This is a genomic window from Pseudomonas sp. Choline-02u-1 (genome assembly GCF_002836515.1).
Lineage (GTDB): Bacteria > Pseudomonadota > Gammaproteobacteria > Pseudomonadales > Pseudomonadaceae > Aquipseudomonas.
Genome location: NZ_PJBC01000058.1, coordinates 20,008 through 42,089, shown reverse-complemented (window position 1 = coordinate 42,089; position 22,082 = coordinate 20,008). Strand labels below are relative to the sequence as shown.

Annotated in this window: 16 protein-coding genes and 1 pseudogene; 7 read left to right on the top strand and 10 right to left on the bottom strand. The window is 60.6% G+C overall.

The window, feature by feature from the left end:
* The first annotated feature begins 2 nt into the window (after positions 1–2).
* The 3 genes and pseudogenes from CXF97_RS14260 (at position 3) to CXF97_RS14250 (ending at position 3,761) form a co-directional block, all read left to right on the top strand.
* Positions 3–2,164 (top strand): annotated as a pseudogene (locus tag CXF97_RS14260) (molybdopterin cofactor-binding domain-containing protein).
* 1 nt (position 2,165) lies between these two features.
* Positions 2,166–2,744: a hypothetical protein gene (locus CXF97_RS14255; protein WP_101159062.1), complete on the top strand. Its 579-nt coding sequence runs from the start codon at positions 2,166–2,168 to the stop codon at positions 2,742–2,744.
* Between the two features lie 54 nt (positions 2,745–2,798).
* Positions 2,799–3,761 (top strand): sensor domain-containing diguanylate cyclase, encoded by a 963-nt coding sequence (locus tag CXF97_RS14250; protein ID WP_101159061.1) that lies wholly within the window; start codon positions 2,799–2,801, stop codon positions 3,759–3,761.
* Between the two features lie 159 nt (positions 3,762–3,920).
* Here the strand turns inward: CXF97_RS14250 and CXF97_RS14245 are convergent, their stop codons facing one another.
* The 9 genes from CXF97_RS14245 to gloB all read right to left on the bottom strand — a co-directional run bounded on the left by CXF97_RS14245 (position 3,921) and on the right by gloB (position 17,892).
* Positions 3,921–7,043 carry a hypothetical protein gene (locus CXF97_RS14245; RefSeq protein ID WP_101159060.1) on the bottom strand — a complete coding sequence of 1,041 codons (3,123 nt, stop codon included), beginning with the start codon at positions 7,041–7,043 and terminating at the stop codon, positions 3,921–3,923.
* A gap of 148 nt (positions 7,044–7,191) precedes the next feature.
* A complete protein-coding gene (gene fabI, locus CXF97_RS14240) occupies positions 7,192–7,986 on the bottom strand; it encodes an enoyl-ACP reductase FabI (RefSeq protein ID WP_003202751.1) in 795 nt (264 codons plus the stop codon).
* A 19-nt stretch (positions 7,987–8,005) separates the two neighbouring features.
* Positions 8,006–9,616, bottom strand: a complete 1,611-nt coding sequence (locus CXF97_RS14235) for an ABC transporter ATP-binding protein (RefSeq protein WP_101159059.1) — start codon at positions 9,614–9,616, stop codon at positions 8,006–8,008.
* A gap of 1 nt (position 9,617) precedes the next feature.
* On the bottom strand, positions 9,618–10,637 hold the full coding sequence (locus tag CXF97_RS14230) for an ABC transporter permease (protein WP_101159058.1): 1,020 nt from the start codon (positions 10,635–10,637) through the stop codon (positions 9,618–9,620).
* A gap of 1 nt (position 10,638) precedes the next feature.
* The gene (locus CXF97_RS14225) at positions 10,639–11,712 is read right to left on the bottom strand and encodes a microcin C ABC transporter permease YejB (protein WP_101159057.1); all 1,074 of its coding nucleotides are present in this window, start codon (positions 11,710–11,712) and stop codon (positions 10,639–10,641) included.
* A gap of 4 nt (positions 11,713–11,716) precedes the next feature.
* Complete coding sequence (locus CXF97_RS14220) at positions 11,717–13,558, bottom strand: extracellular solute-binding protein (protein ID WP_101159056.1); 1,842 nt, start codon at positions 13,556–13,558, stop codon at positions 11,717–11,719.
* Positions 13,555–15,387: an extracellular solute-binding protein gene (locus CXF97_RS14215; RefSeq protein ID WP_101159055.1), complete on the bottom strand. Its 1,833-nt coding sequence runs from the start codon at positions 15,385–15,387 to the stop codon at positions 13,555–13,557. Before CXF97_RS14215 ends, CXF97_RS14220 begins: the two co-directional genes overlap by 4 nt.
* 174 nt (positions 15,388–15,561) lie before the next feature.
* Complete coding sequence (locus CXF97_RS14210; RefSeq protein ID WP_101159054.1) at positions 15,562–17,025, bottom strand: transglycosylase SLT domain-containing protein; 1,464 nt, start codon at positions 17,023–17,025, stop codon at positions 15,562–15,564.
* A gap of 99 nt (positions 17,026–17,124) precedes the next feature.
* Positions 17,125–17,892 (bottom strand): hydroxyacylglutathione hydrolase, encoded by a 768-nt coding sequence (gloB, locus tag CXF97_RS14205; protein WP_101159211.1) that lies wholly within the window; start codon positions 17,890–17,892, stop codon positions 17,125–17,127.
* Between the two features lie 66 nt (positions 17,893–17,958).
* On the opposite strand from gloB, the gene CXF97_RS14200 reads away from it, so the two are divergent.
* The 4 genes from CXF97_RS14200 to CXF97_RS14180 all read left to right on the top strand — a co-directional run bounded on the left by CXF97_RS14200 (position 17,959) and on the right by CXF97_RS14180 (position 21,147).
* The gene (locus CXF97_RS14200) at positions 17,959–18,717 is read left to right on the top strand and encodes a class I SAM-dependent methyltransferase (RefSeq protein WP_101159053.1); all 759 of its coding nucleotides are present in this window, start codon (positions 17,959–17,961) and stop codon (positions 18,715–18,717) included.
* A 91-nt stretch (positions 18,718–18,808) separates the two neighbouring features.
* Positions 18,809–19,279 (top strand): ribonuclease HI, encoded by a 471-nt coding sequence (gene rnhA / locus CXF97_RS14195; protein WP_007910572.1) that lies wholly within the window; start codon positions 18,809–18,811, stop codon positions 19,277–19,279.
* Positions 19,280–19,471: 192 nt separating this feature from the next.
* The gene (gene dnaQ, locus CXF97_RS14185; protein ID WP_101159051.1) at positions 19,472–20,230 is read left to right on the top strand and encodes a DNA polymerase III subunit epsilon; all 759 of its coding nucleotides are present in this window, start codon (positions 19,472–19,474) and stop codon (positions 20,228–20,230) included.
* A 302-nt stretch (positions 20,231–20,532) separates the two neighbouring features.
* A complete protein-coding gene (locus CXF97_RS14180) occupies positions 20,533–21,147 on the top strand; it encodes a GNAT family N-acetyltransferase (protein ID WP_101159050.1) in 615 nt (204 codons plus the stop codon).
* Here CXF97_RS14180 and CXF97_RS14175 read toward each other — a convergent pair.
* Positions 21,113–22,006: a LysR family transcriptional regulator gene (locus CXF97_RS14175; RefSeq protein ID WP_101159049.1), complete on the bottom strand. Its 894-nt coding sequence runs from the start codon at positions 22,004–22,006 to the stop codon at positions 21,113–21,115. The genes CXF97_RS14180 and CXF97_RS14175 overlap by 35 nt on opposite strands.
* Between the last annotated feature and the right edge of the window lie 76 nt (positions 22,007–22,082).

Genomic DNA, 22,082 nt, shown 5'->3' with positions numbered 1-22,082 from the left:
CGATGAACAGTCCGCTAACGCGTCGGGGTTTTCTCAAAGGCAGCGCCGTGGTGGGCGGCGGTCTGATGGTGGCGTTTGTGGTCCCTGGGGCCAATCGCTTTGCCAGGGCGGCAGAGAACGAAAACAAGACGTTCGCACCCAACGCGTTCCTGCGCATCGCGGCGGACAACAGCGTCACCGTGCTGCTCGGCCATTCGGAAATGGGCCAGGGCATCTGGACCGGCCTGACCATGCTCATTGCCGAAGAGCTGGACGCCGACTGGTCGAACATCCGCGTCGAGCACTCGCCAGCCTCGGCGGCCGACTACGGCTTGCCGGCGTTTGGCGGTATGCAGATCACCGGCGGCTCGACGTCGACCTGGATGGAGTTCGACCGTTATCGACTGGCCGGGGCGACGGCGCGGCAGATGCTGGTGGAAGCTGCCGCGAAACGCTTCGACGTCGCGCCGTCGACGATTCGCACCGAATCCGGCGTGGTGATCGCCGGGGACCAGCGCGCGACTTACGGCGAACTGGCCGATGCCGCGGGCCAACTGCCGGTACCAGACCCAAAAACCATCACCTTCAAGGAAGCCAAGGATTGGAAAGTCATCGGAAAACCAACCAAACGCCTCGACACCCCGGAAAAAATCACCGGTCGTGCCAAGTTCGGCATGGATGTGCAATTCGAAGGCTTGATGACCGCCATGGTCGCCCGTGCGCCGGTGTTTGGCGCCACGGTCAAATCCTTTGAAGGCGCCGCAGCGCTGGCCATTCCCGGCGTGCACAAAGTGCTGCAGGTGCCCAGCGGAGTAGCGGTGGTGGCCGAGCATTTCTGGGCAGCGAAACTGGGGCGTGATGCTCTGAAGGTCGATTGGGATCTCGGGCCGCTGGCCGACATGAGCAGTGAAAAACTGCTGGAGAGTTTCCGCAAACTGGCGGCGACGCCGGGCACCTCTGCCACTCAGGCTGGGGACGCCAAAGCCAATTTCGCCAAGGCTACGAAGAAGATCGACGTCGAGTACAGCGTGCCGTATCTGGCCCACGCGCCGATGGAACCGCTCAATTGCACGGTGAAGATCAGTGCCGGCAAATGCGAGATCTGGACCGGCACGCAGTTTCAGACGCTGGACCAAATGGTCGCCAGCAAGATCACCGGGCTCAAGCCCGAGCAGGTAGAGATTCACACCGAATTCCTTGGTGGTGGCTTCGGTCGCCGTGCCAATCCGACATCGGACTTCGTCGCCGAAGCCGTGCAAGTCGCAAAAGCACGGGCCTGCCGGTGAAAACCGTGTGGGCACGTGAAGATGACATTCGCGGCGGTTATTACCGCTCGATGTACTTGCACAAGGCCCAGGTCGGGCTGGGCGCTGACGGCTTGCCGATGAGCTGGCAGCATGTGCTGGTGGGGCAGTCGATCATGGCCGGGACGATGCTCGAGGCAGCGATGGTCAAGAACGGCATCGATGCCACCTCGGTCGAAGGCGTGGCCGACAGCCCCTACATCAAGGATCTGCCTCATCATCAAGTCGACCTGCATTCGCCGCAGACCGGCATCAATGTGTTGTGGCTGCGTTCGGTCGGCCACACCCACACGGGTTTCGTCATGGAATCGCTGATCGATGAACTGGCGACGGCGGCGGGCAAGGATCCGGTGGAGTACCGGCGAACGTTGCTCAAGGCGCACCCGCGCCATCTCGGCGTGCTCAATCTGGCGGTGGAGAAGGCCAGTTGGGGCGCACCGCTACCCGACGGACATGCCCTCGGTGTGGCGGTGCACGAGTCGTTCGGCAGCTACGTGGCTCAGGTTGCCGAGGTGTCGCAGGACAATCTGGTGATCCGTGTGCATCGGGTGGTCTGCGCCGTGGACTGCGGCATTGCAGTCAACCCGCAGAGCATTACCGCGCAGATGGAATCATGCATCACCTTCGGCCTCGGCATGGCGCTGCACAGCAAGCTCACCGTGAAGGACGGCGGCGTGATGCAGTCCAACTATCACGATTATCAGGTGTTGCGGCTCAACGAAATGCCGGCGGTGGAAGTGCATATCGTCCCCAGCACAGAAAAGCCCGGAGGCATCGGCGAGCCCGGCGTACCGCCAACCGCGCCGGCCGTGGCCAATGCGGTGTTCGCCCTGACCGGGCAACGCCTGCGTGAACTGCCACTGCAACTGGCAGGGGTGTGAGATGAAACGACATCTTGTGTTGGGTACCGTCGTTTTGCTCGGTCTCGGTGGCTATGCCTCGGACCTGTTTGCCGAAGATCAGGAAGCTCTGAAAGCCTTTGGCACGGTGCAGAAAGTCTTTCAGAGCCCGCGCTGCCAAAACTGCCACATTCCCGGCGATTCGCCGCTGCAGTTCGACGCCGGCATCCCCCACGCGATGAATGTGGTGCGCGGCATGGACGGCAAGGGCGCTGCCGGTTTGCCCTGCGCGACCTGCCACGCTGAAAGCAATCCGCCGGCCAGTTACGGCCCCCATGCGCCGCCGGGCGCGCCGCACTGGAGCCTGCCGCCAGCGGCGCACAAAATGGCCTGGATCGGCCTGCCCTCGGACAAGCTGTGCGCAATGATCAAGGACCGCGCGAGCAACGGCGATCGCGATTTTGCCGCGCTGTTAAAACATGTCAGCGAAGACAAGCTGGTGCTCTGGGGCTGGAATCCCGGGGCGGGGCGCGCGCCGGTACCGGTGCCGCACGATATTTTCGTCGCGCAGTTCAAGCTGTGGACCGATGCCGGTGGGCCGTGTCCGGTGGCGCAAATGTGAAGCTTCATCGATTTAGCGCTACGCTGAACACATGACTGCCTACGGAGTGTGTGCATGCTGGTGCCCGGAAAACCTGCCAACGAAGCTGCCCGTATTGATGCGCTGCACGGCCTCAATCTCGACTCGGCCCCCGAAGAGCGTTTCGATCGTCTGACACGCTTGGCCAAGCGCTTGTTCAACGTGCCGATCGCCCTGGTCACGCTGGTCGACAAGGATCGCCAGTGGTTCAAATCCTGTGTGGGGCTGGATGCTACCGAGACGTCGCGCGATGTCTCATTCTGCGGCCATGCAATTTTGCAGAACGAGCTGATGCTGGTGCCTGACGCGCTGAAAGATCTGCGCTTTCATGACAACCCGCTGGTCACCGGCGCGCCGAACATCCGTTTTTACGCCGGTTACCCGCTGACCGTGCCTGACGGTAACAAAATGGGCACGTTGTGCCTGATCGACACCCAACCCCGCAACCTTGATGACGAAGAGCGCGCCTTGTTGCGCGACCTGGCAGAGATGGCTGAGCAAGAGCTGATGGCGGTGCAGATGGCGAGCATGGACGAACTGACGCTGCTGTCCAATCGACGCGGTTTCAAGCAACTGGCTCAGCATGCACTGGACGCCTGCGCACGTTTGAACCGGCCGGCGACGCTGCTGTTTTTCGACCTCAATGACTTCAAGCAGATCAACGATTTGTACGGGCATGCCGAGGGTGACAGCGCGCTCAAGACTTTCGCCGATGTGTTGCGCATTGCCTTTCGCGAGAGCGACGTGGTCGGGCGCCTGGGCGGCGATGAGTTCGTCGCGTTGCTGACCGGCTCCAGCCACGTCGAAACCACGCGAATCATGGCACGGCTCAAGGAAATCCTTGAGGAGCGCAATGCGACGCTGCACCGCGGTTATGCGATTCGCTTCAGTGTCGGCCAGATCGAATACGATCCCAGGCGCCACGACACCGTAGACCGGTTGCTGGCCGATGCGGATGGGGCGATGTATGCGCACAAACAGGCGTTGAAGCGCTGTTGATCAAGGCCTGATCGCCAGCAGGCTGGTTCCCACATTGTTATCGGGTTTACATCAAACCCAGGCTTATCCCAACCCTGTGCGAACCAGCCTGCTGCGATAGCGCCGTGTCCGGTCAACCTGTTAATCAACTGATTCACTGCGCCCTGAATGCGGCAGGCATCAACTTTTCGGTGGGCTCAACGTCGCGTAAAAATTCAGCCATTTCTCCTGATTGGCTTGTATATCCTTTAGCGCAGGCGCGATCAGTGCTTCTTGCAGCGCTTTGCGTTCGTGCGCGTCAAACAGGTGTCGCACAGCCGTACTGGCGATGGCGTTGACCTTGTTGGAGGCAAATGTATCGGGGACGTCGCTGCGCGACTGCACTGCCAGCGGCGCGCCTTCGATGTCGAGTCGGGTGAGCAGCGCTTCGCATTTGCTGTTGGCGACTGGCAGGGTTCCGCGCCGATAGGCTTCGGCATCGAAGGGCAGCGATTGCGCCTTTGCATCGGGGGTGGAGGGCGCGAGCCGCGCAATATCGATATCGCGCCGCAAGAAGACAGCGGATCGGCGGGTAAAGATTTCATACACCCTCGGCGTCGATCCACGCAGCAAGGCAATGATGGCAAACGGCGCGGTCTCGGTGTCCGGCTTCGAAGTCTTGGTGGGGCTTGCCACCGCCGACAGTTGCAGGGCAAACAACTCCAGGGCGTTGTCTTCGATATCCAGCCGTTGCGCCAATGGCAACCGGCAGAAAGCATCCTTGATGAAAGCGATATGGGCATCCTTCATCTTTCGCAGGCGCGCGCTCAGGGCCGCACGAAACAAACTCGACACCACGCCGAGCCGGGCCAGCGGCGCTTTGATCGACGGCAATTGCAGTTCGGCATTGTTCGATTGCCAGCCCTGCAAATCGCCGGTCAACTTGCCGGCCACATGCAACTCGCTCAGCGAGAAGTGTTTGTCACCCGACGCCGGGTTGAACAGAACCTGCTCTTCCAGATGCGGATTATCGATAAACTCCTTGCGCAGATCGGCCAGTGCGACGGTCACTGGTGTGGGACATTTCGCCAGAAAAGCCCGCTGCGAGAAACTGCGCATCCTCCGACAATGGTCGCGGAAGATACTCTCGGCACGCTTCAGCGTCGCGGCGTGGCTGTCAGGATTCTCCTCGTCTCGCTGGACCACGCCTCTGGCAACCGCCCAATCAAGAACGACCGCAGTACACACGTCACTGCGCAAGAAACGGTAGAAGTTCGCCGGGGCCGGGCCATGGGTCAGGCTGATCAATTGCGCATAGGGCATCAGGCGTGCGACGCCGGGTATGCGGTCTTCGATATACAGCACCACCTGCTTGAACCGGACCCAGCGTACGCAACTCATGTACTGGAATGAAGCGGGGATATCGCGAATCAAAAACTCAGGGGCGATGCCCGATAACAAAAGATGGGTCGCCAGCGATTTGTTTTTTATCAGCGCGAGACCGAATTGCTGGTCGAGGAAACGCCGAACCTCGGCATACCGTTCGCCCCAGTAAAAACTGTCATTTACCGCTTGGCCGATGATTTGCTCTGACTGTTCGCCGGCTTTCGGATCAAGGCTGAGCAGCAGCGCTGCGAGTAACAAGCGATCGCGATTGGTGGCCAGCAGCTCCTTGGGCTGGGCGGGTCGCGCGATTTTCTCCAGTAGCTGGTTGCCCAAAGCCTGAGCGCGTTGGGTGATGAGGATGCGGCCGATCAGGTAATCGGCGTTGGCGCTGAGGCTGGCCAAAGGCAGATCGGTATCGACGCCTTCGCTCAGGTAATCAATCAGTGGCGCCGCGTCCTTGGGTAGAAATGCCTGAGTGGTGTCGATGACCTGCTGGCGTTGTTCAGCGGTAAAACGCTCGGTTTGTTTGCCGGGCTGGCCCAGCAGATACCAATGATTCATGTGGCCGGGGCGCATGTGCAGGTTGATCGGGTCCCATTTCACAAAGCCGAGGGCTTGTTCGACAGTTCCCGGCAAAGGCAGCTTATAAAAACGCAGCATTTGCCCAAGCGTGACCTTGCCGCTGGCACGAAAGGCACCCCCGGCTTCACGAGCCTTGACCTTGAGACGATCGCGATAGATTTTCAGACTGGCGTGTTTTTCCACCTCCGCAGTCAGGGTTATCCAGCCGTGGTCGCTGGCCGTACCGACGTGACCGGTTGCGCTGAGCAACAAGGGGCTATCAGCGGGCAGGCTGTGTTTTTTCAGAATGGCTTGAAAGGCCGGACGGGCGCCGAATGTGCGCAGTTCCTGCTGACCCAGCGCCATCCACTCGGCCAGCGCCGAATCCGGATGGGGCTCGCTGAATTCCTCAAGGTCGATTGTCGCCATCGGTGACTTGTTCCAGCACAGCGCTTGCAGTCGGCGCAGGATATACCGACCGTCTTCAACATTGGCGAAACCATGCCGGTAACTGAGGATAGGGCTGCCAGTCTGCACGTATTCGCTGACATGCGGCAGCGCCGGCCATCGGTGGTTACGCAGACGTTGTACCAGCGCTTTGGCTTGATCGGCATCCTCAGGGATTGGCAAGGCGTAGCGTTCAAGCAACGGGCCAAGCTTGAAACGCGGACCGCCACGACTGGCCGAAACCGACGAGGAGGTCAGTGATACTGGCGTGTCCTCCATGCCGCGTTGTTCGAAGGGGTCGTGGGTCTTCAACACGTTTTCGAGGGTGTCGGCGATGACCTGGAAGTCCTCCAGTTGGGCATTGCGTTCCTTGATCACGGCCGAGGTGGTGTGACCGTTTTCATCAATCGCAGCAAGGCCGCTGGCCTTCAATTCAGCGACAATCACTTTCGTCTGAGCGTCGTTCGGCGGCTCGGGATAACCATAGAAGGCCAGCGCGATCTGACGTGGAAAGCGGTACAACGGGTTGGCCGATTTGCCACCGATATACGGCAGGCCCATTTCGCCGGGATCAATGCGCTGGGCAATCCACAACAGCGCCGGTGCGACCTGCCACCAGCCGGAATCATCGTTCAGAGCGAAGGTGCGTACATTCGCGGTGCCATTCGTCTGGGCTCGCGCCTCCAGCGTGGCGCCCTTGATGCGCAACGTATCCTGATCGATATGAAAGCGACTGGCCCAATCGAGAAATTCCGGGCGTTCGAGGGCCGCCCAGTACAACTCCATCCATTCGCGCAGCAAACAACCGCGCGGAACCTCCAGTGTACGTTCGGCGTCCTCGGGCTTGACGACCGGGACGGCGATCAACTCATCGATCAGGTTTTGCAGCAAGGTCTGTTGCGGTGACGCGGGTTGCACTGTGTCGTTCATTTGCGCTCTCCATGGCGGCTGACAGGCATCAAGCGCCGATTGTCGAGCGGTGGAGGGCGGGGCGGGTGGTAGTTATGTAATGCGCGGGGCCATTCCTGCGGACACAAAAAAACCCGTCATTCGACGGGTTTTTTCTGGCCAGCGAAGATTACTCTTCGATGTTGCCCATGGCGGTGGTGTTGAAGCCGCCGTCCACGTACATGATTTCACCGCTGATGCCCGACGCCAGGTCGGAGCACAGGAAGGCGCCGGCGTTGCCGACTTCTTCGATGGTGACGTTGCGGCGCAGCGGGGTTTGCGCTTCGTTGGCGGCCAGCATCTTGCGGAAGTTCTTGATGCCCGAGGCTGCGAGGGTGCGGATCGGGCCGGCCGATACGCAGTTGACGCGGGTGCCGTCCGGGCCCAGGGAACCGGCCAGGTAACGCACGCCAGCTTCCAGCGAAGCCTTGGCCATGCCCATTACGTTGTAGTTCGGCATGGTGCGCTCGGCGCCCAGGTACGACAGGGTCAGCAGGCTGCCGTTGCGGCCTTTCATCATTTCGCGACCGGCTTTGGCCAGGGCCACGAAGCTGTAGGCGCTGATGTCGTGAGCGATGCGGAAGCCTTCACGGGTGGTGGCTTCGGTGAAGTCGCCGTCCAGTTGATCGCCGGGGGCGAAGCCGACGGAGTGAACGATGCAGTCCAGACCGTCCCACTTCTTGCTCAGTTCTTCGAAGACCTTGGCGATTTCTTCATCGCTGGCCACGTCGCACGGGAAGCACAGCTCAGGGCTCGAACCCCAGCCTTGTGCGAACTCTTCGACGCGACCCTTGAGTTTGTCGTTCTGATAAGTGAAGGCAAGCTCAGCGCCCTCGCGATGCATGGCGGCAGCGATGCCGGATGCGATGGACAGCTTGCTGGCGACACCGACGATCAGTACGCGCTTACCGGCGAGAAAACCCATGTGTTGCTCCTCTTTCAGGTTATTGCGCAGTGGCTGGTGCCAGAAAAGCGGCTTCCAGCAACTGCTGTGTATACGGATGTTGGGGGGCGGCAAAGATACTTTGCGCGTCTCCCTGTTCGACCACTTGGCCATGCTTGACCACCATCAGCTGGTGGCTCAGCGCTTTGACGACAGCCAGGTCATGGCTGATGAACAAATACGTCAGGTTGTACTTGGCTTGCAGTGAACGCAACAGCTCCACCACTTGCCGCTGCACCGTGCGGTCGAGCGCCGAAGTCGGCTCGTCCAGCAAGATCAGCGCCGGTTTCAGCACCAAGGCTCGGGCAATGGCGATTCGCTGCCGTTGCCCACCGGAAAATTCGTGGGGGTAGCGGTGCCGGGTTTCCGGATCCAGACCTACCTCCTTCAATGCCGCAATGATCGCCGCTTCCTGTTCGGCTGCGGTGCCCATCTTGTGTATCCGCAGGCCTTCGCCAACGATGTCATTGACGCACATGCGCGGGCTCAGGCTGCCAAACGGGTCCTGAAACACCACCTGCATCTCCCGCCGCAACGGGCGAACCTCGCTCTGCGTCAGGCAGTCTAGCTGTTTGCCTTCAAAGCGGATCGCGCCTTTGCTGCCGATCAGCCGCAAAATCGCCAGACCAAGGGTGGATTTGCCGGAACCGCTTTCGCCGACGATCCCCAGGGTCTGCCCCTGAGGCAGGCTGAAATTGATACCGTCCACTGCCTTGACGTAATCCACCGTGCGCTTGAGCAGGCCTTTCTTGATCGGGAACCAGACTTTCAGGTCCTCGACTTCGAGCAGCGGCGCGCCGATTTCATTGCTCGCCGGGCCGCCGCTGGGCTCCGCGCCGAGCAATTCCCGAGTGTACGGATGCTGCGGCGAACGGAACAGCTCTGCGCACGATGCCTGTTCGACGATGCAACCGCGCTGCATGACACATACGCGATGCGCAATTCTTCGCACCAGGTTCAAATCGTGACTGATCAGTAACAGCGACATGCCCAATCGAGCCTGAAGATCCTTGAGCAAATCGAGGATTTTCAGCTGAACGGTCACGTCCAGCGCGGTGGTCGGTTCGTCGGCAATCAGCAATTCCGGCTCGTTGGCCAGGGCCATGGCGATCATCACCCGCTGACGCTGGCCGCCGGACAATTCATGGGGCAGGGCCTTGAGGCGCTTGTGCGGCTCGGGTATGCCGACCATCTCCAGCAGCTCCAAAGTGCGCTTGGTCGCCACTTTGCCGCTCAGGCCCTTGTGGATACCGAGCACCTCGTTGATCTGCTTCTCGATCGAGTGCAGTGGATTGAGCGAGGTCATCGGCTCCTGAAAAATCATCGCGATGCGGTTGCCGCGAATATGACGGATGGTCTTTTCGCTCAAATCCAGCAGGTTCTGTCCGGCGTAATTGATGCTGCCCGCCGGATGCCGCGCCATGGGGTAGGGCAGCAGCCGCAGGATCGAATGCGCAGTCACTGATTTGCCCGAGCCGGATTCGCCGACCAGTGCCAGCGTCTCGCCGCGCTTGATGTCGAAGCTCACGCCCTCGACCACACGATGCACCCGCTCGCCGACACCGAACTCGACGGCGAGGTCGCGCACTTCGATCAGATTGTCCTGATTCATTTCACTTCCTCGGGTCGAAGGCATCGCGAGCGGACTCGCCGATAAACACCAGCAGGCTCAGCATCAACGCCAGCACGGCGAACGCGCTCATGCCCAGCCACGGCGCCTGCAGGTTGGATTTGCCCTGCGCGACCAGTTCACCTAGCGATGGACTGCCGGCCGGCAAGCCGAAGCCGAGGAAATCCAGCGCGGTGAGGGTGCCGATGGCGCCGGTGAGGATGAACGGCATGAAGGTCATGGTCGAAACCATGGCGTTGGGCAGGATGTGGCGGAACATGATCGCGCCGTTCTGCATACCCAGCGCGCGGGCGGCGCGCACATATTCCAGATTGCGGCCACGGAGGAACTCGGCGCGCACCACGTCGACCAGGCTCATCCACGAAAACAGCAGCATGATCCCCAGCAACCACCAGAAATTCGGCTGGACGAAACTGGCCAGAATGATCAGCAGATACAGCACCGGCAGCCCCGACCAGATTTCGAGAAAACGCTGCCCGGCCAGATCGACCCAGCCGCCATAAAAGCCCTGAAGCGCCCCGGCAATTACACCGATGATCGAGCTCAGCACGGTCAGCGTCAGCGCAAACAACACGGAAATGCGGAAACCGTAGATCACCCGCGCCAACACGTCGCGGCCCTGATCGTCGGTGCCCAGCAGGTTGTCCGCCGAGGGTGGCGCCGGGGCCGGGACTTTCAGGTCGTAGTTGATGCTCTGGTAGCTGTAGGGGATCGGCGCCCACAGAATCCACGCGTCCTTGGCCTTGAGCAGTTCGCGGATGTACGGGCTCTTGTAGTTGGCTTCCAGCGGGAATTCGCCGCCGAAGGTGGTTTCCGGGTAACGCTTGACCGCCGGGAAATACCAGTTGTTGTCGTAATGCACCGCCAGCGGCTTGTCGTTGGCGATCAGCTCGGCACCCAGGCTCAGCCCGAACAGGATCAGAAACAGCCACAGCGACCACCAGCCACGCTTGTTGGCCTTGAACAGTTCGAAGCGGCGGCGGTTGAGAGGGGACAGGTTCATCTCAATGCTCCCGGCTTGCGAAGTCGATGCGCGGATCGACAAAGGTGTAGGTGAGGTCGCCGATCAGCTTCACCACCAGCCCGAGCAGGGTGAAGATGAACAGCGTGCCGAACACCACCGGGTAATCGCGGTTGATCGCCGCCTCGAAACTCATCAGGCCAAGGCCATCGAGAGAGAAGATCACTTCCACCAGCAACGAGCCGGTGAAAAAAATGCCGATGAACGCCGAAGGAAAACCGGCAATCACCAGCAGCATGGCATTGCGGAACACGTGGCCGTAGAGCACGCGATGGCGGGTCAGGCCCTTGGCCTTGGCGGTGACCACATACTGTTTGTTGATCTCGTCGAGAAAGCTGTTTTTCGTCAGCAAGGTCATGGTCGCGAAGTTGCCGATCACCAATGCCGTTACCGGCAATGCCAAGTGCCAGAAATAATCGAGGATCTTGCCGCCCAGACTCAGTTCATCGAAGTTGTTCGAGGTCAGGCCACGGAGGGGGAACCAGTCCAGATAGCTGCCACCGGCAAACACCACGATCAGCAGGATCGCAAACAGAAACGCCGGAATCGCGTAACCGATGATGATTGCCGAACTGGTCCACACGTCGAAGTGGCTGCCGTGCCGGGTGGCCTTGGCAATCCCCAGCGGGATCGACACCAGGTACATGATCAGCGTGCTCCACAGCCCCAGCGAAATCGATACGGGCATCTTTTCCTTGATCAGATCGATGACCTTGGCGTCGCGGAAGAAGCTGTCGCCGAAATCCAGCTGCGCGTAGTTCTTGACCATGATCCACAGACGTTCCGGGGCCGATTTGTCGAACCCGTACATGTGCTCGATTTCCTTGATCAGCGCTGGGTCCAGCCCCTGCGCGCCGCGATACGACGAGCCGGCCACGGCCACTTCGGCGCCGCCGCCGGCAATCCGGCTGGTGGCGCCTTCGAAGCCTTCGAGCTTGGCGATCATCTGTTCCACCGGCCCGCCGGGCGCGGCCTGGATGATCACGAAGTTGATCAGCAGAATGCCGAATAGGGTCGGGATGATCAGCAGCAGTCGCCGAAAGATATACGCCAGCATCTGATTACTCCGTGCCCGCAGGGTCGGCTAGCAGTTGGGTTTCGACTTCTGCAGCAGGTTTGGCGTCAGGCTTGACCCACCAGGTATTGATGCCGATGTCGTACTTGGGCGAAGTTTTCGGGTGACCGATGTGGTTCCAGTAGGCTACGCGCCAGCTCTTGATGTGCCAGTTCGGCACCACGTAGTAGCCCCATTGCAGTACGCGATCCAGCGCGCGGGCGTGGGCCACCAGACTTTTGCGCGAGTCGGCGTTGATCAGGCTTTCCACCAGTTGATCAACGGTCGGGTCTTTCAGGCCCATGCTGTTGCGGCTGCTCGGTTTGTCGGCGGCAGCGCTCATCCAGTATTCGCGTTGCTCGTTGCCCGGCGAGTTGGACTGGGGAAAGCTGCCGACCATCATGTCGAAGTCCCGCGAACGCACGCGGTTGATGTACTGAGAGACGTCGACGCGGCGGATCACCAGGTCGATGCCCAGATCGCTGAGGTTGCGCTTGAACGGTAGCAGCACCCGTTCGAATTCGGTCTGCGCGAGCAAGAACTCGATCACCACCGGTTTGCCCGTGGCATCGACCATTTTGTCATCGACAATCTTCCAGCCGGCTTCTTGCAGCAGTTGATACGCCTCGCGCTGCTGGGTGCGGATCATGCCGCTGGCGTCGGTCTTCGGATTTTCAAAGGCTTCGCTGAATACCTGAGCCGGCAGTTTGCTGCGGAACGGCTCGAGAATGGTCCGCTGATCGGCATCGGGCAGGCCGGTGGCGGCCATTTCCGAGTTTTCGAAATAACTGCGGGTGCGCACGTAGGCGCCGTTGAACAGTTGCTTGTTGGTCCATTCGAAATCGAACAGCAGCCCGAGCGCCTGACGCACGCGCACGTCCTGAAATACCGGGCGGCGCAGGTTGAAGACGAAACCCTGCATGCCGGTCGGGTTGCTGTTGGCGATCAGTTCCTTGACCAAGCGGCCCTCGGTGACCGCCGGAACGTTATAAGCGCTGGCCCAGTTTTTGGCGGTCATCTCCAGCCAGTAATCGAACTGCCCGGCCTTCAGCGCTTCGAGGGCGACGGTGTTGTCGCGGTAGTAATCGGTGGTCATCGTGTCGAAGTTGTAAAAGCCACGGTTGACCGGCAAATCCTTGCCCCAGTAATCCTTGACCCGCTCGTAGCGCACCGAGCGCCCGGCCTTCACTTGGGTAACCTTGTACGGGCCGCTACCCAGCGGGATTTCCAGATTGCCTTTATTGAAGTCACGACTGGCCCACCAGTGTTTCGGCAAGACCGGCAACTGGCCGAGGATCAGCGGCAGCTCGCGGTTGTTGCTGTGCTTGAACTTGAACAGCACTTTCAGCGGGTCTTCGGCGATGGCTTCGGCGACATCGTTGTAATAGCCGCGAAACATCGGCGAGCCTTCCTTGGTCAGCGTCTCGAAGCTGAACACCACGTCTTCGGCGCGCACGGGGTGGCCGTCATGGAACCGCGCTTCGGGGCGCAGGTAGAAGCGTACCCAGCTGTTGTCGTCGGCTTTCTCGATCTTGCTGGCGACCAGGCCGTATTCGGTGAACGGCTCGTCGAGGCTGTGTTTGGTCAGGGTGTCGTAGATCTGCCCGATGTCATCGGCGGGTACGCCTTTGTTGATGAACGGGTTGAGGCTGTCAAAGCCGCCGAAACCGGCCTGACGGAACACGCCGCCCTTGGGCGCATCGGGGTTCACGTAGTCGAAATGCTTGAAATCGGCCGGGTATTTCGGCGGCTCGTTGTATAGGGTCACGGCGTGTTGCGGGGCGGCCCACGCCAGCCCGGCGAACAGCAAGCCGCTGGCCTGCACGAGCAGGATGCGAACAGGGTTCATCGATCTTTCTCCGAAGACTTCAGCCACCACGCGCTCAGGCCCAAGGTGTAAGGCGGCGTGGTGACAAAGGCCAACCGGTTGCGGTAGGCCAGACGGTGATAATTGAGGTACCAGTTGGGAACGCTGTAGTGCTGCCAGAGCAGCACGCGGTCGAGTGCCTTGCCAGCGGCGACCTGCTCGTCGCGGGTTCGCGCCGCGAGCAATTGTTCGAGCAGGTGATCGACCACCGGGTTGGCGATGCCCGCGTAATTCTTGCTGCCCTTGACGTTCACCTGGCTGGAGTGGAAGTACTGCCACTGCTCAAGGCCCGGGCTCAAGGTCTGGCCAAGTGTCATCGAGATCATGTCGAAATCGAACTGATCGAGGCGCTGTTTGTACTGGGCGCGATCGACTGTGCGCAGGCGCGCGTCGATGCCGATGCTGTTGAGGTTCTCGATGTACGGCTGATAGAGGCGCTCCAGGTTTGGATTGACCAGCAGCAATTCGAAGCGCAACGGTTGGCCATCATTGTTTTGCAGACGCTGGCCGTGGAGTTTCCAGCCGGCCTCAGCGAGCAAGGCGAGGGCCTTGCGCATGGTTTCGCGCGGAATGCCACGGCCATCGGTTTGCGGCAGGGTGAACGGCTCGGTGAACAGCCTGGCCGGGAGCTGATCCTTGTATGGCTTGAGCATCAGCCATTCGTGCCCGACCGGCAGGCCGGACGCAGTGAATTCGCTGTTGGGGTAATAGCTGGTCGTGCGCTTGTAGGCGTCGCTGAACAGCGCGCGGTTGGTCCATTCGAAGTCGAACATCAGGCCCAGCGCTTCGCGCGTTCTGACATCGGCGAACGTCGCACGGCGGGTATTCATGAACAGGCCTTGCGTCTGGGTCGGGATCTGGTGCGGGATCTGCGCCTTGATCACCTCGCCACGACGTACGGCAGGGAAGTTGTAACCGTTGACCCAGTTCTTCGCCTGATGCTCGATGTAGATGTCGAACTCACCGGCCTTGAACGCTTCGAAGGCCACATCGCTGTCGCGGTAGAACTCGACTTCCATGCGATCGAAATTGTACTTGCCGCGATTGACCGCCAGGTCTTTGCCCCAGTAATCCTTGACCCGTTCGAAGATCAACTGCCGTCCCGGCGTGACTGACGTGATGCGGTACGGCCCGCTGCCCAGCGGCGGCTCGAAGGTGGTGGCTTTGAAGTCGCGGTCCTTCCAGTAATGCTGCGGCAACACTGGCAGTTCACCGAGGCGCAGGATCAGCAGCGGGTTGCCCGAGCGCTTGAACACGAACCGGATGCGCTGCTTGCTGAGGATGTCGACTCGCAGCACTTCCTGCAGGGCCGTGCGATACAGCGGATGACCTTCCTTGAGCAGCAGGCGATAGGAGAACGCGACGTCATACGCGGTGATCGGCGCGCCATCGTGAAACCGCGCTTCAGGCCGCAGATTGAACACCACCCAGCTGCGATCCTCGCTGTATTCCACCGATTGTGCGATCAAACCGTAACTTGAGGCCGGCTCGTCGCCGGACGGCGAATACTGCCCGGTGCCAACCATGAGCGGCTCGTTCAGTTCGTTGATGCCGTACTGGAGGAAGTTCGCTGTGGTGACCGGGCTGGTGCCTTTGAAAGTGTACGGATTGACCGTATCGAAGGTGCCGAACGCCATCACCCGCAACGTACCGCCCTTGGGCGCTTGCGGGTTGACCCAGTCGAAGTGGGTAAATCTGGCCGGGTACTTGAGCGTGCCGAACTGCGCATAACCATGACTTTCGGTAATCGTCGCGCTTGCGGTAGAGCTCAAGGCCAGGCTGATCAGGAGCAGGAGGAGGGCACGCTTCAAGTCAGATCCGATCCAGCGGCTTGGGCTTTGTGGGCCGTACAGTAACAGCTTGTCTGGACAGGAAAAAGATGCGGGTTAATGCCGGGTTAATGCAAAAAAAAGATCGCAGCCTTCGGCAGCTCCTACAGGGATCGATGTAGGAGCTGCCGAAGGCTGCGATCTTTTGATTTCAAATCAATGCGGCTGATAAACCGTGAGCATTTGCCCCGGTTTCAATGCCTTGCCCGCACCCGGGTTCCAGCGCTTGAGATGTTGCATCTCGACGTTGAAACGCTTGGCCACCACGTACAGTGTGTCGCCGCGCTTGACCTTGTACTGGGTCTGCTGCTTGCTTTCGTTCTTGCCTTTGGTCTTGGTATTCGCCGCGACCACGGTGTTGACCCGGCCGGACTTGCGCGCCGGGGCACGCTTGGTGTTGTCCTGCATGACCAGAGTCTGGCCGACCTTGAGGTTCTTGCCGGTCAGCTTGTTCCAGCGCTGCAGATCCTTGACTTCGACCTTGTTGGCCTTGGCGATGGAGCCGAGGTTGTCGCCACGCTTGACCCGATAAGCACGTTTGAGCTGCGCCACTTCCGACGGATCGGCGCCTTCGAACACCGGTTTCAGCGAGCGGGGGCTGATCAGTTCGTCCGGGCGCATGGTCTGCAGACTGGCGGTGAGCAGTTGCGCCTTGGACGTTGGCACCAGCAAATGCTGCGGGCCGTCGATGGTGGTGCGCTGTTTGAAGGCCGGGTTGAGCTGGAACAGTTCGTCTTCGTCAATGTTGGCCACTGCAGCGACCTTGGACAGGTCCATGCGCTGGTTGATTTCGACGACCTGGAAGTACGGTTCATTGGCGATCGGGTTGAGGTTGACTCCGTACGCTTCCGGCGCCAGCACCACTTGCGACAGCGCCAGCAGTTTCGGCACGTACGCCTGGGTTTCCGCCGGCAGCGGCAGGTTCCAGTAGTCGGTGGGCAGGCCAAGCTTTTCGTTGCGCTCGATTGCCCGGCTGACCGTGCCTTCACCGGCATTGTAGGCCGCCAGAGCCAGCAGCCAGTCACCGTTGAACATGTCGTGCAAACGCGTGAGGTAATCCATCGCTGCGGTGGTCGAGGCGGTGATGTCGCGACGGCCATCGTAGAAACGCGTCTGGCGCAGGTTGAAGTAACGCCCGGTAGACGGAATGAATTGCCACAGGCCCACGGCATCGGCGCGCGAATAGGCCATCGGGTTGTAGGCGCTCTCGATCACCGGCAGCAGGGCCAGCTCCAGCGGCATGTTGCGTTCTTCGAGGCGTTCGACGATGTAATGAATGTAGAGGCTGCCGCGTTCGCCGGCATTCTCGAGAAAAGAGGGGTTACTGGCGAACCACAGGCGTTGTTGCTCGATGCGCGGATTGACGCCAAGGCCTTCCTGCAGCTGGAAGCCCTGGCGCATGCGCTCCCAGATGTCCTGGGGCGCCACGGGCGTGGGCTTCTCGGTCAGCCAGATCGGCTTCTGCTTGGCTCGCGCAGCAATGTTCGGCGTGTGCGTCGCTTCAGTCTGCGGAGCATGGCTGGAACAGCCCGCCAGCGTGGCGGACACAGCCACCGCAATGGCTTGCGCCAGGCGGGTCAAAGCATCTGAGTTGACGGACTTACGTATGGATGACGACATTGGCTGGAAGTAAGTTCCGGGCAAAAATGTCGGGCGATTCTAGAAAGCGCACCCCCTGCGGTCAACCATTGAGAATTTTCGCGCCGCTCAACAGGTTAGTCAGAACGTGTCTTTCCATGTCCGCAGAGCCGCAAAAACCTCACTCGGCGCCCGGTTTTGAGCGCCTTCCCGTTCGTCCACTTTTTGTGTAACCAATGTTTCAGAAGTGCGTAAAAACGGATTGGTCAGCTTTTCCAGTGCCAGAGTCGACGGCAGGGTCATCACGCCGTTCTGCCGTTGTTGGTTGACCTTTTCCAGACGGGCGGCAACGTGCGGATTACCCGGCTCGACCGCGACGGCAAACTTCAGATTGCTCAAGGTGTATTCGTGGGTGCAGTAGATAAGCGTATCTTCCGGCAGGGCCGCGAGACGGCTGAGCGAGTGATACATCTGTTCGGGCGTGCCTTCGAACAGCCGGCCGCAACCGGCCGCAAACAGCGTGTCGCCGCAAAACAGCAGGCCATGGTGGTAATAGGCAATGTGCCCCAACGTGTGACCGGGTACCGCGTAGACCGCGAAGTCCCAGCCGAGCACGCTGACGCTGTCGTTGTCCTTCAAAGCTACGTCGCGCGCCGGGATGTTTTCGCTGGCCGGGCCGTAGACTTTGGCGCCGGTCGCCGCTTTCAGGCGCTCGACGCCGCCGACGTGGTCATGATGATGGTGGGTGATCAGAATATCGCTGAGCACCCACCCCGGATGGGCGTCAAGCCACGCCTGTACCGGGGCGGCGTCGCCCGGGTCGACCACCGCGCAGCGCTGGGTCTGGTGGTCCTGTAACAACCAGATGTAGTTGTCGGTGAACGCGGGCAGGGCACTGATCTGTATCATCGTCGGAATTCGCCAAGCGGAAAACATTGGCGCATCTTAGTAGTTCCTGGCGCGTTGGAGAATGACATGACCGATAAAGCGTTCGCTCAGGCCGATCCCGACTGGCTGGCATTGATCAGCGCTGCCCGCGAATGGCTGTCGGGGCCGCTCGGGCAATTTCTGCTGGATGAAGAGCGGCGCATGCTCGACGACGAGCTCGGGCGCTTCTTCGGCGGTTACCTGGTGCATTACGGCCCGTCCGCCGAAACGCCGCCGTCTGCGCCGCAGGTGCAGCGTAACGTGCGCCTCGGTGCGCCGTTGCCCGGGGTTGAGATCGTTTGCGAAGAGCAGGCATGGCCGTTGAGCGAGCACGCCGCCGATGTAGTAGTGATGCAACACGGTCTGGATTTCTGCCTGTCTCCCCACGGTTTGCTGCGTGAAGCGGCGAGCAGCGTGCGCCCCGGCGGGCATCTGCTGATCATCGGCATCAATCCCTGGAGCACTTGGGGTCTGCGGCATTTTTTCGCCAATGATGCCTTGCGCAAGGCGCGCTGCATCTCGCCGTCGCGGGTCGCCGACTGGCTCAATCTGCTGGGCTTCGCGCTGGAGAAACGCCGCTTCGGGTGCTATCGTCCGCCGCTCGCGTCGCCCAAGTGGCAGAACCGCCTGGCCGGCTGGGAACGCAAGGCCGGTGACTGGCAATTGTCCGGCGGCGGCTTCTATCTATTGGTGGCGCGCAAGATTGTGGTGGGCCTCAGGCCGTTGCGCCAGGAGCGCCGTGAGCCGATGGGCAAGCTGATTCCGCTGCCGATGGCCAAGGTCAATCGCCGCCGCATCGAACCGTAAAACCCTCTTTTATCAGTGGCCGGGCCTGTCCCGGCCGCGGTCATTGTCGATCCGTGATTGGCAGGACAGGCATTTTTCTGGAAAGACTGGCATGAGCGAAAGCGTGGAAAGCGTCGACACCGTAGAATTGTTCACCGACGGCGCCTGCAAGGGCAACCCAGGCCCCGGCGGCTGGGGCGCGCTGCTGGTGTGCAAGGGCGTCGAAAAGGAACTGTGGGGCGGCGAAGCCAATACCACCAATAATCGTATGGAACTGCTCGGCGCGATCCGCGGCCTTGAAGCACTCAAGCGCCCCTGCGAAGTGCTGCTGGTGACCGACTCGCAATACGTGATGAAAGGCATCAACGAGTGGATGGCCAACTGGAAAAAGCGCGGCTGGAAGACTGCCGCGAAAGAACCGGTGAAAAACGCCGATCTGTGGAAAGAGCTGGACGAGCAGGTCAATCGCCACAAAGTCACCTGGAAATGGGTGCGCGGGCACATTGGCCATCACGGCAACGAGCGGGCCGACCAGTTGGCTAACCGTGGGGTTGACGAGGTTCGTGGGTACAAACAGTCCTGAATTACTTCTGCGGTACCGTGGTGCCCCCTTCGCGAGCAAGCCCGCTCCCACATTGGATGTGTATTGTGAACACGATCCAGTGTGGGAGCGGGCTTGCTCGCGAAGGGGGCACCACGGTCCGACTGAAACACCCCGCCGAGCGTGTTAACATCCGCGCTTTTGCACGATTGACCCGTTGAGAGCTGAGCACTGATGGCCACCAGATCCGTTGTACTCGATACCGAAACCACCGGCATGCCGGTGACCGATGGTCACCGGATCATTGAAATCGGTTGTGTCGAACTGATCGGTCGGCGCCTGACGGGCCGCCACTTTCACGTTTATCTGCAACCGGATCGCGAGAGCGATGAGGGGGCGATCGGTGTGCACGGCATCACCAACGAATTCCTCGTCGGCAAGCCGCGCTTCGCTGAAGTCGCCGACGAGTTCTTCGAGTTCATCAAAGGCGCGCAGCTGATCATCCACAACGCGGCGTTCGACGTTGGTTTCATCAACAACGAATTTGCCTTGATGGGTCAGCACGATCGCGATGACATCACCCAGCATTGCTCGATCCTCGATACCCTGATGATGGCCCGGGAACGTCACCCGGGTCAGCGCAACAGCCTCGATGCGTTGTGCAAACGTTACGGCGTCGACAACTCCGGCCGTGAATTGCACGGCGCCTTGCTCGACTCGGAAATCCTCGCCGACGTTTACCTGACCATGACTGGCGGCCAGACCAGCCTGTCGCTGGCCGGCAATGCGTCCGACGGCAATGGCACGGGCGAGGGTGCGGATAACTCAGCCACGGAAATTCGTCGTCTGCCGGTCGATCGCCAGCCAGCACGCATAATCCGTGCGACCGAAGAAGAACTGGCGGCGCATCTGGTGCGGCTGGAAATCATCGCCAAGTCGGCGGGAGCACCGGCATTGTGGACGCAGATTGCCGAGGCTGATGCGCAGGCCTGAAAAATTTGAAGATCAAAAGATCGCGGCCTTCGGCGGCTCCTGCGGGGATTGCATTCCAAAGTGAGAGACGGCGAAGGTGGCGATTTTTTGCGTTTGGCGACATGAAGCCAAGTTGCCACCCTCGCCACATGCGCCGCAACCCACTACCCTGAGTGCACTGGTCAGGTGCAAACCTGCCGCCTCAGGACACTGAGCCTCATGTATAAAGAGTTGAAATTTACGCGGGTGATCACCCATCGCGACATCAAGGTCGACGCCGCTGCCAGCGTCGATTGCGTCAAGGAATGAGGACTTTTCCCAGTATGCAACCGGTCATGAATCCGAAATACCCCGGGTTGTCGGTGCGCGTCGCCGACGAAGGTTTTGCGCCGTATATCTGGGGCAGCGATTTCAGTTTCGAGGTCACCGCCTACGGCGCTGCCGTGATCGGCAAACCGGTCGAGCAATGGCCGGTGACGCCGATCGTGCCGTACCGCAAGTGCTATGGCATTGATCCAGAGGAGTTCAGCGCCTTTCATAACGCGCCCGACAGCGCGATTTTCATGGCGTACCTTGACGACGAGCCGGTTGGCCATTTGGTGATCAGCACCAACTGGAACGGCTTTGCCCACATCGATGAACTGGCGGTACATGCGCCGGCCCGCCGCCACGGGGTGGCCAAGGCATTGCTTGATGTAGCGCAATTCTGGAGCCGCAAGAAAAAGCTGCCGGGCATCATGCTCGAAACCCAGAACAACAACCTTGGCGCCTGTCGGCTATATGAACGTTGCGGTTATGTGGTTGGCGGCATCGACCAGTTGCGCTATCGCGGCATTGATGCGCACACCGCCGAAGTCGCCTTGTTTTGGTATCGCCTGTTTGACAATCCGCTGGAAAAACCACTCAGTTCGACAACATCGCCTCGGCTTGTTCCGTGACGATGGCCAGCAGTGCCTGAATCGCCGCCGCTGGCGCAGCATGTTTGAAGGTCAGGGCGTAGAGGCTGATCGGCACCGCGGGGGATAGCGGGCAGACGTCCAGCCCACCGGCGCGGGCGCCCAACGCGGTGAAGGGGTCGACGATGGCCAGGCCTTCACCCGCCTCGACCATACTGCGCATCATCTGATGGGTCTGCACGCGGGTCTGAATGCTCGGCGCCGGGCGCAAGGCCTGGAGTTTGTTTTCCAGTGCCGGACTCAGCGGATCCTGACCTTCGAGACCCACCATTGCCTGACCGGCGAGATCCTGTAGGGAAATGTATTTCTGTTTCGGCTGCAGCCAGCCGTGCGGCGCAAGCAATTGCAGCTTGCCTTGTGCGAGCGGCTGACAGTGGATGTCGGGGTGTTCGGGATCGTGCAGGCTCAGGCCCAGATCGCTTTCGCGCAGCAACAGGCTGCGGATGATGTCGCGAGTCGATGCGCTGAGCAGGCTGCACGGTGCATCCGGCAAGCGTCGGCGCAGGGCCGCCAGGCTGTGGGGCAACAGATGCTGGGCCAGCGGCGGGGTAGCGATGATGCGCAAGGGCGGGGCGAGGTATTGTTTCAGGCTGCTGGCCAGACGCTGCAGTGGCTCCAGCGCCTCATAGATGTGCGCGATTTCTACCTGCAAGGCGCGCGCTTCGGGTGTCGATTGCAGGCGTCCGCGGACGCTGGCAAAGAGCATGAACCCCAACTGGCTTTCGGCTTCGCGCAAACGCTCCTCGACCTCGGTCACCGGCAACTGCAGCCATTCGGCGGCGGTGCCCAGGTGACCGGTCTGCAAGAGCGCCTGAATCACTTCGATGTGGCGTAAACGCATGCGTGAAGTCCATGTTCAGCAGGTGAGGGCGGTGCTGAATCCTACCCCAACTCTGCGTACATGACTGCTGCTCATC

Coding starts and splice junctions, on each gene's coding strand:
- CXF97_RS14250 (WP_101159061.1), top strand. CDS start 2,799: ATGCTGGTGCCCGGAAAACCTGCCAACGAAGCTGCCCGTATTGATGCG.
- CXF97_RS14245 (WP_101159060.1), bottom strand. CDS start 7,043: ATGAACGACACAGTGCAACCCGCGTCACCGCAACAGACCTTGCTGCAA.
- fabI (WP_003202751.1), bottom strand. CDS start 7,986: ATGGGTTTTCTCGCCGGTAAGCGCGTACTGATCGTCGGTGTCGCCAGC.
- CXF97_RS14180 (WP_101159050.1), top strand. CDS start 20,533: ATGCAACCGGTCATGAATCCGAAATACCCCGGGTTGTCGGTGCGCGTC.
- CXF97_RS14220 (WP_101159056.1), bottom strand. CDS start 13,558: ATGAACCCTGTTCGCATCCTGCTCGTGCAGGCCAGCGGCTTGCTGTTC.
- dnaQ (WP_101159051.1), top strand. CDS start 19,472: ATGGCCACCAGATCCGTTGTACTCGATACCGAAACCACCGGCATGCCG.
- CXF97_RS14210 (WP_101159054.1), bottom strand. CDS start 17,025: ATGTCGTCATCCATACGTAAGTCCGTCAACTCAGATGCTTTGACCCGC.
- CXF97_RS14230 (WP_101159058.1), bottom strand. CDS start 10,637: ATGAACCTGTCCCCTCTCAACCGCCGCCGCTTCGAACTGTTCAAGGCC.
- rnhA (WP_007910572.1), top strand. CDS start 18,809: ATGAGCGAAAGCGTGGAAAGCGTCGACACCGTAGAATTGTTCACCGAC.
- CXF97_RS14200 (WP_101159053.1), top strand. CDS start 17,959: ATGACCGATAAAGCGTTCGCTCAGGCCGATCCCGACTGGCTGGCATTG.
- CXF97_RS14235 (WP_101159059.1), bottom strand. CDS start 9,616: ATGAATCAGGACAATCTGATCGAAGTGCGCGACCTCGCCGTCGAGTTC.
- CXF97_RS14175 (WP_101159049.1), bottom strand. CDS start 22,006: ATGCGTTTACGCCACATCGAAGTGATTCAGGCGCTCTTGCAGACCGGT.
- gloB (WP_101159211.1), bottom strand. CDS start 17,892: ATGATACAGATCAGTGCCCTGCCCGCGTTCACCGACAACTACATCTGG.
- CXF97_RS14225 (WP_101159057.1), bottom strand. CDS start 11,712: ATGCTGGCGTATATCTTTCGGCGACTGCTGCTGATCATCCCGACCCTA.
- CXF97_RS14255 (WP_101159062.1), top strand. CDS start 2,166: ATGAAACGACATCTTGTGTTGGGTACCGTCGTTTTGCTCGGTCTCGGT.